Genomic DNA, 13769 nt, shown 5'->3' on the forward strand with positions numbered 1-13769 from the left:
TATTAAGCGATCGCTACTCATTAGCTAGAGTACTAAAAAACTATATTGCAAGTCATACTAACTTTTCCCCATAACTTTTATTCGTATTGTAAACCAATTAGGGTTTGCGTATGGAAAGTCTTTTAGTAGAGGTAGGAGACAGGAGACAACCCACCCCTCGCCCCTCCCCCTCCCAACCCACCCCTAACCCCTCCCAGGAGGGGAAGAAAGGAGAAATGGGAATTTACCGAATTATTAATTATTAATTATTAATAATTAAATAATTATGGTTTAAAGCCTCCCCTTTTAAGGGGAAAAATGCGGTTGAGGGATGGCGAGGTCCCCTCGCCATATCCAATCAACCAAGAGAAGAAATAATATCTCCTTATATTCAATTACGTAACGGTTTTAACCAGAGGTAATTATCAATTATCCATTATCAATTATCAATTAATGAAAGGAGGTAAGAGCGGGCGTTTTTTCCCTTAATTTTTCGGCCCAAATCTTGACCAAAATCCGCTCCTAATTGAATAATTACCACTTAAAACCTCGAACTTTTTGATACTTAAAAAGGCACTTACCTTTATCTATAAAGACTTTTAGATTTAATCAGCAGAGCAATAATTAAAACAACAAAATCATTGAGATGATCAAAAAAGACATACTCATGAACTTAGTTGATCGCTCATTATTTTGACTTACCGAAAAATTGTGGTTTAAAGCCTCCCCTTTTAAGGGGATAATAAATAAAAATCTTCATGATTAGTCAATCCTCTTTTTTTCAAGGAGAGGTAATTATTAATTATTCATTATTAATTATTCATTATTAATTATTGAAAGCACTTTTTAGGAAGAGTGAGGTACAGTTTTAAAATTAATCTTTTTTCCCCTACTCCCTATTCCCTACTCCCTACTCCCTAAAGTCCTCAAATTTTGTACCCGATCAACTCCAACACTGCTGTAATTTATAGCCATTCGTTCAGAATTTGTGAAAAATTTGAGAATAGTTAATATTAACTAAAAAAAAATCAAATCCTGACATTACCTCACAAATATCACTTCTAGTCAGATTCAAAATGTTACAACTGAAATAGGATTACTATATAGATTTTACAAAACTTTAAACGATGTTCAACGTAACAAAGATTTCCTCTTTACCCAAGCTCAAGTCCACATTACCAACAGGATTCGTATTTGGAGCTGCAATGGTAGTAGCGATCGCCAGTGCAACTGCAATTTATCAACTCAATCATATAACAGAAAAGAGTAGTAATGCCAGACTACTCTTAACTCAATTAAAAGAGCAAGTTAGCCGACTTAATTCTCTAGAATGGGAAGGTATTTCCAAAGGTGAAATAGATCAAAACTTAACTGAAGAACTTGCTGAAAATAAAGAAAATACCGATGCAATTATTCAAGGAATTCAAGAACTTGAAGAACAGGACTATCTGAAAAATCTTTGGGAGCTATATACCAGTTATCAAGCCAAAATGGAAAGCTCCCTGGAGCTAATTGCTCAGAGAAAAATTCAGGAAGCAATAGAGATTAATGCCAATGAAATTGATGAAATTTATGATGAGCTATACGATGAAATTCAAACCTTAGAAAAAGGCTATATAGAACAGCATCAGCAAACCAGAAAACTTGCGGATCTTGGAACCACCTTTACCTTAATTATGGCAGCCCTTGTGATTGGTATTTTATCCTACATATTTAGTAAAAGATTGTTGAACAAAAATCAGGAATTAAAAGTTGCCTTAATCAATCTTCAACAAGCACAAAATCAATTAATCCAACGAGAAAAAATGGCCGCGTTAGGACAACTAATTGCCGGAATTGCCCATGAAATCAATAACCCCCTCGGCGCAATTCAAGCCTCAGCAAACAACACCGATAAAGCTTTAAAAGAATTCCTTGATGAACTCCCCCATTTAGATCAATTTCTCAGTAGCCAAGAACAAAACCATCTTTTTCAACTCATCAATTGCGTACTCAAAAACAAACCTTCTATTGCCTCTCAAGAAACTCGCGCCCTCAAGCGTAGAATTACAGCTCAACTTCGAGAAAATGACATTAAAAATGCTCGATATATAGCAGACCTCCTAGCAGACATGGGAGTTCCGGAAACCCCCGAGCTGTGGCTACCCATACTCAAGAGCGAACGGGGAGAATGGGCCACAGAATTGGCCTATAACTTAGCCTCCTCCTGTACAAACAATCAGATTATCCTCCGTGCCGTGGAACGCTGCTCCAAAACCATTTTTGCTCTCAAAAGCTACGCTCGTTTTCAGCCTTCTGGAAAGAAGCAGTTGGTCAAAGTAGTTAATGGCCTAGAAACAGTATTAGAAATTTATCATAATCAACTCAAACGTAATATCCATGTAATTCGAGACTATGAGGAAATTCCTGATATCTGGGGATATACCGACGAACTGATTCAGGTGTGGACAAACCTAGTCCACAATGCCATTCAAGCCATGGAATCAGGAGGGACACTAACAATTGTCACTCGTAAACAGGAAAATGGCATTCAGGTGAGTATTCAGGACACCGGGTTGGGAATACCGCCAGAAGTACAGTCCAAAATATTTGATGCCTTTTTCACCACCAAGTCAGCAGGTGAGGGAAGTGGTTTGGGACTCCACATTTGTCAGAAAATAATTAACAAACATCAAGGAAAGATTACAGTGGACAGTAAACCAGGATATACATTATTCTGTATAGAGTTGCCTATTGGTTCTTCTTAAATTTTAAAATTTTTTATTTGTGGAGATTGAGTTAATCAAAGAATCACAATATAACTGAGAATTACCAATTTTTTCTGCATAATTAATAATATCTTCCACAACTTCATTAAAATCTAAATTTTCCCCACCACTTCAAATTTTGCAACTATTAATATTGCCATAAAAATATTAAATTGGTTGTGGAAAAATCATCATACACCAAAAAATTATAACTGAACATAGAATTACTATATCATTGCCATTCAAGCCATGGAATCTGGAGGGACACTAACCATTGCCACTCAGAAACAGGAAAATGGCATTCAGGTGAGTATTCAGGACACCGGGTTGGGAATACCGCCAGAAGTGGAGTCCAAAATATTTGATGCCTTTTTCACCACCAAGTCAGCAGGTGAGGGAAGTGGTTTGGAACTCCACATTTGTCAGAAAATAATTAACAAACATCAAGGAAAGATTACAGTGGACAGTAAACCAGGATATACATTATTCTGTATACAGTTACCTATTAGTTCTCCTTAACTTTTTAATCTGTGGAGCAAGATTAAAGTATGTGTGATACAGCCATTCTCTGTGTAGATGATGAAATGCCTATTCTCAAGGTTCTCAAGGAACAACTACAACGTTGCTTCGGCAATAAGTATATTTATGAGGTTGCTCAAAGTGCTGAAGAAGCATGGGTTGTAATTGATGAGTTAGAAGAGGAAGACATTAAAATTCTGGCCATTGTTTCTGATTGGCTGATGCCTAATGTCAAAGGTGATGTATTTTTAACCCAGGTACATCAACGTTTTCCAAACGTAGTTACCGTGATGCTGACCGGACAAGCTGACGAAGCCGCCATTGAGCGAGCTAGAGAACAAGCCAACCTTTATGCTTGCATCCATAAACCCTGGACAGAAGAACAATTGCAGCAAATTATTAGTAAAGCTTTAAATCGCTAAGCTGTTCAGCATTTAGTTTTGAAATGAGAATAGCATATTTAACAAAGGGTGTCGGGCCTTTAAAATAAAAATTAAAACCCACTACAGCTTTAGAAAATGAAAGCAGCAATTATTTGTGTTGACGATGAGTGGACAATACTTACAACTTTGGGACAACAACTCAAGCGCTATTTTGGTAAAAACTATGAAATTGAGTTAGCCAATAGTGGTGCAGAAGCACTTTCACTCTGTGCAGAATTGACAGCAGAAGGTTTAGAAATTCCTCTAGTGATTTCCGATCAACGGATGCAAGGAATGGAAGGGGATACATTGTTGATTCAACTCCACAACCTTTATCCCAAAATGTTAAAAATCATGCTGACTGGGCAAGCTGATGCTGATTCAGTAGGGAATGTTGTCAATGCTGCCGCTTTATACCGCTATATCCGTAAACCTTGGGATGAAACGGATTTAATTCTCACAGTTGCTGAAGCCTTGCGAAGCTTTGAGCAAGAACAACAACTTGCTTATCAAAATACGCTACTCAAGGAAATTAATGCCAAGTTAGAAAGCTCTTTATCATTACTATTAGCGAGTTTAGAAGCAACAATTGATGGAGTTCTGGTTTTGGACTTTGCCGGAAAAGTGGTCAGTTTTAATCAAAAGTTTGCTGCAATTTGGAATTTGCCTGCCTCAACCTCAACGGATGATAGCCAAAAGTTAGTTGATTTGATTTTAGAACCATTAATAGAAGCAGATGCGATCGCCTTTCAAGCATTACTTATGGAAGAGAATATCAAAAAACGGGATTTATTAAGATTAAAAAATGGTAATGTGATTGAGTATTATTTACAGCCTCAACAGTTGGCAGGTAAAATTGTCGGGCAGGTATGGAGTTTCCGAGATGTAACTCAAGAAAAGCGAACAGAAGAAACCTTTAAACATCAAGCATTGCATGATCCTCTCACTAACCTCCCGAATCGAGCTTTATTCGATCAGAAACTTTCCGAAGCCCTAACCTATGCAGCTTATCACTCAGAAACCATGGCAATGATGTTTCTTGATTTAGATCGGTTTAAGGAAGTTAATGATACATTCGGTCACTCAGTAGGAGACCTATTGTTACAGGGTGTTATTAAGCGTCTTGTCAGCTGTCTCAGGGAAGTTGATTTGATCGCGCGTTGGGGAGGAGATGAATTTGCGATCGTCTTGCCCCAAATTCGCTCTCGAAAGGATGCCGGAGAGATTGCTCATAGATTAGTTACAGCTCTGCAACCCGAATTTATTCTGGAAGGCCATCGTATTCATGCCACAGTTAGCATTGGAATAGCAGTGTATCCTGATGATGGTTTAGATAGTGGCACATTACTCCGGAGTGCCGATCGAGCGTTGTACCACGCCAAAAAATCTGGGCGCAACAATTATTCTAGTTTAGAGCAACTTACCGAAAAGCTAGGTTAAGCTCTTTCTTGAGTGGGGGAGTGGGGGAGCATTGACTTAATCAAAGAATAACGATATAATACGTATTTAAGCATACTTTTAGACAGGCTGCGCTAACTCGTACATGAAATCCATTAGAACCAAACTCAAATTAAATAATAAGCAGAAAACTCTGATGGCTCAACACGCGGGCTACTCTCGATGGTGCTATAACTGGGGTAAAAGGTTTGTGGAATGCTGCTTACAAGGATGGTTTCAAGCCAAACGCTTCCTGCGGAATGCTGCGCAAACGTAAGCTCAGAGATGTGTTTACCAATCACACAAAACCTCTTTATCCCTGGATGAAAAACTTGTCGTCTAAAGTTTATCAATATGCTTTTATCAACTTATCTGAAGCGTTTAAAAGGTTCTTTAAAGGATTAGGTAAATATCCAAGATTTAAGAAGAAAGGTAGGTCTGATTCATTTCCTTCGGAATGCTTCCCTACGGGATGCTACGCAAACGCAAACACAATTGAAAACCAGTGGAAAGCCAATAGAATTAAACGGATGGAATCATAAATTACCTTTTATTGGTATGGTCAAAACTTATGAACAAGAGTGAGGCAACAGTTCAAAAAATAACTATTAGTAGGCAAGCAGGAGATTGGTATATTAGCTTTAGCTTTGAATTTCATCCTCACACCATACCCAAAAAAACTGATGTTATAGGTGTAGATTTAGGTGTAAAAACCTTAGCCACTTTAAGTGATGGTAAGGTGTTTCCTAGCATAAAACCATATAGAAAAGCTGAGAAAAAACTGACTAAGTTGCAACGTCAAGTTAGTCGAAAACTCAAGTATTCAAAGAATTGGTACAAAGCTGTAATCAAGTTAGCGATCGCAGCATAGACGAGTAGCTAATATCCGCAAAGATGCACTTGATCAACTGACAACTTACGCAAGCCTTGAATCACGGCAGTGTTGTCATAGAAGATTTGAACGTTCGCGGAATGTTGGCTAATCATAAGCTAGCTAAAATCAGTTAGCAGATAGTGATTTTATGAGTTTAGGCGACAGCTTAAATATAAATGCGAATGGTACGGAAGTGAATAAGTAGTAGTAGATAGATTTTTTCCATCGTCAAAGACTTGCTCAAACTGTGGTCACGTTCAAGATATGCCATTAAATCTGAGAACTTATGATTGCCCTGAATGTGGCTTATCAATGGATAGAGATTTAAACGCCAGTATAAATTTAACAAATGCGGTCGGCTTGACCGTCAATGCCTGTGGATGAGTAGCTGCCGACGGTCTCAGTGGAAGCAGGAAGTAAACATTAAAATATCACGCTATGTGACGTTTTATATCAGTTTTATGAAGCAGTAGGACTAATTAGGGTCTGCTGAAAAAATTGGCTGGTGGGAGTAAGACACGGGGACGTGGAGACGCGGAGACGGGTCGATTTGTGGGGGAACAGGCAACGGTTTCGACCATTTTATGTGAAGAAATTTTCTTGATTTTCAGCAGAAAATTTCAGTAAATTGATGCCAATAAGAGCCATAAACTTAGAGATAAACTGAATATAAAAAGCTCAATTACCGTAAGCTATCCTGACTTTTATAGCAATGTGCGCTGGCATATTTACAAATTGCAGGAGGTGTCCAATAGCTAAAAGCCTTATATTATCAGCAATTTATTCCCCCAGATGAGCTGTTGCCTGCGCACAGCGCTATAACTTTATTCAGCAAACCCTAATTAAAAAATCTTGAAAGAGAGTAAAAGTGAATAATTTTGAGACAAATGGAATATGGTTTTTACCAGAAACTCCAGAGAGAGAAATCACTGGAACATTGAGTTTTTCACCAGAAAAAATACCTCTACTCAAGTTGGTAGGAGAATTGAAACAATTTGAGAGCATCGAAGCAAAATTTGATAATCCCCTAACATATCCAATTATTAATGGTTGGCTTGTTTCTGCCCCTGGTAAATCAGAAGCAGTAACTTTGTGTAACTCTTCACAGAGGAAAGAGATTAAGACAGGAATACAGACTAGCGAAATATATCCCGATATTATTATTAAGGGCTACCATTTTTCTGCATTAGAAGATATTCAATTTACGGCTTTAATTGTGCGATATACGCAATTAGAAAAATGGGTTAATTTACCAAATGTTGAAATTAAGGCTACACCCAGTTCCAGTAATCCAAATTGCTATAGAGAAATAAATGTCAAACAAACGATACAAGAACCAATTGAAATTGGTAAATTGAATGAATTCTCTATTAGTATTTTAGATATACCATGGCTTACGCCAGAGAAGTTACAGTTTTTTAAGTTTTTGGGATTAGACACTACCAAGCTTCAACTGGAAGAACGGAAAAAGATTTTGTTCAAAGCAAATACCCCTAAAAATCTTGATGAATTCATAAAAGTTATTGACCTTTTTCAAGAATTTTTAACCTTTGCTTGTGGGCAAATTATTTTGCCAGACACTATTGAATCATGTGTTTCAGGAACATCAATGGAATATGATTTTCCGAGGCAAATATTTATGGAAATAGAAAATTCCGAAAAGCTAATTTTTTTAGGTCAACAGGTAAGTAAAAAGGAAGTAGAGAAATATTATCCGATTAAAATTTTCTATCAAAATATTTCAGCTCAAATCTATAGACCCTTTTTTGAAGAAAATCAAATTCTGTTTCGCTTTACAGATATACAAGAGAATTCTCAAATAATTTTAGAATCTTGGAAAGATATTAGCGAAACACTAGGTTCTATTCTAGAAATTTATATGAGAGTTTATTACACGCCAATACGTCATACTAAAGACTTATTCTTGAGTTTTGCTCAAGCAATTGAGGGATTTCATCGGATTCATCATAATGGAAAATATTGCGACGATTCAGTTTTTGATAATATTAGAGAGGAACTGAAAAAAGTTTTTTCAGCAGAGCTAAAAAAGCATAAAGTTAAGGAGGAATATCACGAATCTCTTTTAAATAAAACAAAATACTGGAATGAGTTTTCTTTAAAAGAAAGATTGGAAAATTTGTTTAAGGATGAAAAAATTTCTAGTTGTTTACCTGACAGATTATTTGAAAATTCAGATGCCAAGGATAAATTTGTTAAACAAGTCAGAGATACAAGAGGGAGTTTAACGCATCCTACGAGTAAAACAAACAAAATAAAAAGTAAATATATTGTGACAGATTCAGATTTAACACTACTTACAACAAAGTTAAAAATAATTCTAGAAGTCTGTCTATTGGAAACATTAAAAATACCTCCACCTAAAATAAAATAAATTATAGAACAGCGATATTAAAGTGCATTTGTGGGGTTTATTTTGTGGATAAGCTACGAAGATCGTTCCTAAACCAAACCTACAAAACTACAAAACTTATAGCATATTCTGTGATTAATGTGGTACAACATTATGATAGGAATTGTGCAATTTGGTATTAGTGGGGGGTAGGAGTCAGGAGTCAGGAGAAACAGAGGAATTTAGAGGAGATAGAAGTAAGAATTTTCCCTCAATTTTTCTGTTCTTGATTTGCCCAAAATGTGCTCCTTTTTGAACATTTTAGACTAAAACAAGCACACTTTTGGGGAATCTCAGAAGGATAAAACTTATATCTATCAATGCTTTTATAGTTAATCAGCAAACCCTAATAATTAATAATTAATTATTAATTATTAATTGTTGAATTCTCCCTCACTCCCCTACTCCATTCCAGTTAAAACCTAAAAGTAGTCCGTAATGTTGTCACCCAAATAGTATCATTAAAATCATCGTGATTCGGATTAGTAATCACAAACAAACCAGGAGTAACAGAGATATTATCATTAAGTTGGAAGCGATAAATAGCCTCTATATGTATAGAAGTATCATCATCCTTGAGTGAATCATCATCACCCCCATCAGTAACAATAGGAGGAACCCCTACCATAATACCGCCCATATTACCTTCCTTAAACAAATCTGGAAAAGCAACATAAAACATTCCATTAATAATAGTAACGTCATCATCATCACCGTCGTCAGTTTCAGGACGAGCCCAAGTAGTACCAAACCAACCACCCACTTCAATCTTGTCATTTACCCTCCAATTAGCTTGAAACCCAACGTTATCAGCAGTAGTAGGAGTACCATCAAAAGGATCTTGAGCCTTAAAACTACCTGTAGCTGCACTCACATCAACAGCATCTTTACCCCAATACTTGCGAACATAACCCAGACCAAAAGACAAGTTTGGGTTAGGCTCAATAATAAGCTGACCCAAAGCACTATAGTCACCATTAAACAAACCAGCACCTTCATTGGGGTCGCTAGGCTCGGCAGCTAAGTAACCAACTTCGAGTAAAAAGGTATCATTAAATGCGTATTGAATCCCAAGACCAGCACCAGCAGGACCTCGGAAACTTGTGGGGTTACGTCTACCAAAGCGGGAGATAGTGCCGTCGCCTTCATCTTGAATAGGTGATAAAACTGTGGAAACGTCGTCAAGGTCTACTCCAGTAGGGCCAACTAAAACTTGAGCCTTATCGCCTACAGGGAAACTATAGAAGAATAAGTCAATGATGACTGTATCATCACCATCACCTTCATCAATACCTGCAAGAGTCATTAAGGTATTAGTAAGGTTTTCTCCGCTGAGGTCTGGAATATCCGTGGCTTGCAGACGGGTAAATAGTAAATCTTCTCCAGTAAAGCTCGTCTCAAAATTCAGACGTATTCGGTAAGACAAAGTAGTTTCGGTTTTATCGTTAGCTGATGCTTCTCCCCGAGCTTGTGCTCTTTCTCCATAGGTATCAGTTAACCAAAATATTATTTCACCATCTAGTTTGGTTGTAGTGGAAAATTGATTGGCTTCTAATTCTGCGCTGCGTGCTTCTAAAGCATCTACACGACCGCGCAATTCTGCTAATTCTACGGCAAATTCTTCTTGCAACCTTTGTAGTACGGCTAGGTCGTCGCGAGTTACTAAGTCTGCGGTTGCTGCTGCGACTAATTCAGTAATTCTGTCTAAACAAGCGTTTAAACCTGCTGCAAATTCGTAACGAGTCATGGCACGGTTGCCTTTGAATGTGCCGTCGGGATAACCTGCGATACAACCATAACGTTCTACTAATGATTGTAAAGCTTGAAAAGCCCAATCTGTGGGTTGGACATCTGATAACTGGGAAACAGATGTTACTTGGCCCATGGGGTCTACTACTTCTAAGTCTGATGTCCCTTTAATTCCTGAAGTTATCCCTTCAATAGAGGTCTCTGATTCTAGGTCGGATACCCCAATGGAATTTTTGGGTGATGCCTGAGTAGGTTTTTTTGATTCTAGGTCGGATACCCCAATAGAATTTTTGGGTGATGTCTGATTCTCTGGTGAGTTAGGCAGTGCCTGGGCAGTATTAGCCATTAGTAGGGTGAGACTGAGGATACTAGGACTAAATCTTACAACTTTATTAAGAGTTTTATTCATTAAATACTAGGACTATATTTGACATTTCACCAAGTTATTAAAAATAATTTTCATTTAATTTTTGCTGATACCTCTTGATTATTAATGGAATTTACTCCGTTATTAACCATTAAAGTCATAGTTTATCAGCACTGACTGCTTTGTCTAGCTTGTCAATAGATAATAACTTATTGAGTTATTTTACTATTATTTTTTTATTTGGCAAGGTGAAGCTTGTGAGTCTACTATATTTCAATTATCAATATCTAAGAAAATATAGTAATCGACACTAATATCATGTCCGGTTAAACAGTGATAAATAAATAACTACGGAGTCCTCAGGAGTCAACCCACCCCTCGCCCCTCCCACTCCCAGGAGCAGGGTCAATTTATTGTCACGAGAGAAAAAGGGAGTGGGGGAGTGGGGAAGTAGGGGAATAGGGTCAATTTATTGTCACGCGATCAAAAAATTGTATCCTTAAAAGTTTTAAACAATTTTTTTGCATAATGACCAATGGTAAACATCTTATTATTCTTATTGACATCCTCCCGACGCTGCTCTACGAGACAGCGCGGGATTCCTTAACATCACTGTTAGGGGTTTTCTGTTTCATAGCACCCGCATAAACGAGATTTACTCCCAGATGGTCTTACAGTCGCTCCACAGACTGACACTGCTCCTCCCGCAGCCTTCGAGCGTGGGCGTTCCCTCTCTTGGTCAGCATTCCCTTGCGCCTATCGGCGGCGCGGGGTCTGACCGCTTGCGTCTGTCGCCGACGCGGGTTCCCATCCGCAAAATATTTACTGAAGCGTTTATGTCCCTGTCATGGTGAGCTGCACACTCTGGGCAATCCCACTCTCTAATACTTAGAGGTAATTTTTCTACTATGTGTCCACAATTAGAGCAACGTTTAGAACTAGGAAAATATCTATCAATCTTAATTAATTCCCGCCCATACCATTCAGCTTTGTATTCTAATTGTCTGACTAATTCCCCCCAGTTGGCGTCACTTATTGCCCTTGCTAACTTATGGTTTTTAACCATGTTTTTTACCGCTAAATCTTCAACTACTATCGTTTGGTTTTCTTTGATTAGCTGAGTAGTTAGCTTGTGGGTATAGTCAAGCCTTGAATCTTTGATTTTTGCGTGTATCCTAGCTAATTTCAGCCTAGCTTTTTGATAGTTATTAGATCCCTTAGTTTTTCTAGATAGAGACTTCCCTGCTAACCTCAATTTTTTATGTAATTTCTGAAGATTCTTTGGATTGGCAATTTTTTCTCCATCACTTGTAGTTAGTAAACTGGTAATTCCTAAGTCAATACCTATTTGTTTCAGTACTGGTTTGATTTTTAAATTTCTAGTGTCGCTGACTCTCAAAGATATAGACCATCTGCCAGAAGGGTCAAGTTTTACAGTTATTGTGGTTGGTACACAGTTTTGTGGTAGTTGCCTACTCCATCTTATAGGTAATGGTTCAACACATTTGGCTAGATAGACTTGACCATCTTTCCACTTAAATGCTGATGAGCGTGAACTCAGCACTACCACCATTCCGTTTTTTCTTGAAGTTTGGGTATTTAGCACGGCCACTAAAAAAATTAGAGAAGGCACTCTGTAAATGTCTCAAACCTTGCTGTAATGGTACACTACTTACTTCTGTAAGAAAATCTAAATCTTCCTGCTTTTTCCATAAAGTAAGCATAGCAGAAGTTTGCTTATACCCTACCCGTTCTTGTTTCTCATACCAAGCTTGGGTCCTTTGTGCTAAAGCTTTATTGTAGACCAAGCGTACACAACCCAAAGTCCTCCGCAACAGACTTTCCTGCTGCTTAGTAGGGTAAAACCTAAATTTGTACGCTTTTTCAACCATCTATTGTTTACTTTTCCACATTTACATTTTAACAGACTATTTGTAAAACCGCAGCATTGATTGGTTTTCCCATGCGACGCTCCCCTGCGGGAGAGCGCGGGTCTTCAACCAACGTTGAGATAAAATATGATGAGGAGCAAAGCTTTAAAAACGAAGTTTATCCTTCACTCCTAATGCTTTACTCCCCATTAAAATTGTTCAGCTAAATAACTCAGTCTACCTAAAAATTCATTTCAGCAGCTTGAACTTTCTCGACTTGTTTCTTCTTCAGAACTAACAGAATCTGAGCTAACATGACCAGAGCAAAGAATGCCATCAACCATTTAACTCGATTTGCATCTTGCAGCACAATTTCAATATCTGTTTGACCAAAACCACCGACATTAGGGTCATTTGTAATAACTTGACCTGCTTCAACAGTATCTCCTACAGCAACTAAAAGTTCTGGACCTGGAGGCACAGTATCCACAACAGTCTCACCATCAGTAGTTTCAATAGTAATATTATTACCTACATACTCTTCAAAAGTAATATCAGTAATCTTACCACTAGCAGAGATGTTGTAAACAGTATTATTGCTCTTATTACCAGCAGGATAAACCTGACCACGACCTCGGTTTCCACCTACATGAATAGCATACTTACCAAAGTGGATAGATTTATCAGTGGCAGGATCTGGAGATAAAACCGGGAAAACAATCTCTTGATATTCTTCTCCAGGTATTGGTCCAACTAAAATAACGTTTTCTTGGTCTTCAGAGTAGGGTTGGAAGTAGAGACCAGAAACCTCTTCTTCCCATTCTTCAGGTATTCTATCTTCCGGTGCAATTTTGAAGCCTTCAGGCAACATCAATACAGCACCTACATTTAAGCCACCTTTACTACCATCACCCAAGACTTGTTGAACCTCAGTATCATAAGGAACATTTACAACAGCCTTAAATACTGTATCTGGTAGTACAGACTGAGGTACTTCTATTTCCGTAGGTTTAGCACCAAGGTGACAGTTAGCACAAACAATTCTACCTGTAGCTTCTCTAGGAGTTGCTGGAGCAGTTTCCTGCGCCCAGAATGGATAGGCATTTGCTGCCTGGGGATTAACTATATCACTGGTAAAGAATAGAGCTATAGTTGCGATCGCGACTACCATCATCTTGGCGATCGCCTTAGTCATACTACCCAATATTGCCGCTCGGTCTACTTTTGACATCAGTTGTTCTGTCTTCTCTCAAAATCTTACAAATATTTTGGATTTACCGAATAATTAATAATTAATAATTAAATAATTCTGGTTTAAAACCTCCCCTTTTAATTAAGGGGAAAAAAAAAGACAATATTCCTTATATTCAATCAAGAACGGTTTTAACCAGAGG

The 13769-nt window shown here is 37.8% G+C and carries 8 protein-coding genes and 2 pseudogenes; 7 read left to right on the forward strand and 3 right to left on the reverse strand.

The features are described 5' to 3' along the window. Positions 1-110: 110 nt before the first annotated feature. From F6K15_RS04010 to F6K15_RS04050, 7 genes and pseudogenes are all read left to right on the forward strand, one after another. A complete protein-coding gene (locus tag F6K15_RS04010) occupies positions 111-245 on the forward strand; it encodes a hypothetical protein (protein WP_293057350.1) in 135 nt (44 codons plus the stop codon). 861 nt (positions 246-1106) lie between these two features. Then, positions 1107-2726, forward strand: coding sequence for a sensor histidine kinase (locus F6K15_RS04015; RefSeq protein WP_293057353.1), 1620 nt, complete (start codon positions 1107-1109; stop codon positions 2724-2726). A 249-nt stretch (positions 2727-2975) separates the two neighbouring features. Next, a complete protein-coding gene (locus F6K15_RS04020) occupies positions 2976-3245 on the forward strand; it encodes a sensor histidine kinase (protein WP_293057356.1) in 270 nt (89 codons plus the stop codon). Positions 3246-3274: 29 nt separating this feature from the next. Next, positions 3275-3667, forward strand: a complete 393-nt coding sequence (locus F6K15_RS04025; protein ID WP_293057359.1) for a response regulator — start codon at positions 3275-3277, stop codon at positions 3665-3667. A 96-nt stretch (positions 3668-3763) separates the two neighbouring features. Next, a complete protein-coding gene (locus F6K15_RS04030) occupies positions 3764-5107 on the forward strand; it encodes a diguanylate cyclase domain-containing protein (RefSeq protein WP_293057362.1) in 1344 nt (447 codons plus the stop codon). Between the two features lie 103 nt (positions 5108-5210). Continuing rightward, positions 5211-6362, forward strand: a pseudogene (locus F6K15_RS39005) (RNA-guided endonuclease InsQ/TnpB family protein). Positions 6363-6846: 484 nt separating this feature from the next. After that, complete coding sequence (locus F6K15_RS04050; protein WP_293057371.1) at positions 6847-8370, forward strand: HEPN domain-containing protein; 1524 nt, start codon at positions 6847-6849, stop codon at positions 8368-8370. A 433-nt stretch (positions 8371-8803) separates the two neighbouring features. On the opposite strand, the gene F6K15_RS04055 is transcribed toward F6K15_RS04050, so the two are convergent. From F6K15_RS04055 to petA, 3 genes and pseudogenes are all read right to left on the reverse strand, one after another. Then, positions 8804-10546 carry an iron uptake porin gene (locus F6K15_RS04055; protein WP_293057373.1) on the reverse strand — a complete coding sequence of 581 codons (1743 nt, stop codon included), beginning with the start codon at positions 10544-10546 and terminating at the stop codon, positions 8804-8806. Positions 10547-11243: 697 nt separating this feature from the next. Continuing rightward, positions 11244-12396: pseudogene (locus F6K15_RS04060) on the reverse strand (RNA-guided endonuclease InsQ/TnpB family protein). Positions 12397-12616: 220 nt separating this feature from the next. Further along, on the reverse strand, positions 12617-13606 hold the full coding sequence (petA, locus tag F6K15_RS04065) for a cytochrome f (RefSeq protein ID WP_293057375.1): 990 nt from the start codon (positions 13604-13606) through the stop codon (positions 12617-12619). Positions 13607-13769 lie beyond the last annotated feature (163 nt).

This window comes from Okeania sp. SIO2B3, assembly GCF_010672525.1.
Classification (GTDB): Bacteria; Cyanobacteriota; Cyanobacteriia; order Cyanobacteriales; family Microcoleaceae; genus Okeania.

What these genes read in the sequence shown, in the direction of transcription:
- F6K15_RS04010 (WP_293057350.1), top strand. Translation starts at nt 111, where the DNA reads ATGGAAAGTCTTTTAGTAGAGGTAGGAGACAGGAGACAACCCACCCCT.
- F6K15_RS04015 (WP_293057353.1), top strand. Translation starts at nt 1,107, where the DNA reads ATGTTCAACGTAACAAAGATTTCCTCTTTACCCAAGCTCAAGTCCACA.
- F6K15_RS04020 (WP_293057356.1), top strand. Translation starts at nt 2,976, where the DNA reads ATGGAATCTGGAGGGACACTAACCATTGCCACTCAGAAACAGGAAAAT.
- F6K15_RS04025 (WP_293057359.1), top strand. Translation starts at nt 3,275, where the DNA reads ATGTGTGATACAGCCATTCTCTGTGTAGATGATGAAATGCCTATTCTC.
- F6K15_RS04030 (WP_293057362.1), top strand. Translation starts at nt 3,764, where the DNA reads ATGAAAGCAGCAATTATTTGTGTTGACGATGAGTGGACAATACTTACA.
- F6K15_RS04055 (WP_293057373.1), bottom strand. Translation starts at nt 10,546, where the DNA reads ATGAATAAAACTCTTAATAAAGTTGTAAGATTTAGTCCTAGTATCCTC.
- petA (WP_293057375.1), bottom strand. Translation starts at nt 13,606, where the DNA reads ATGTCAAAAGTAGACCGAGCGGCAATATTGGGTAGTATGACTAAGGCG.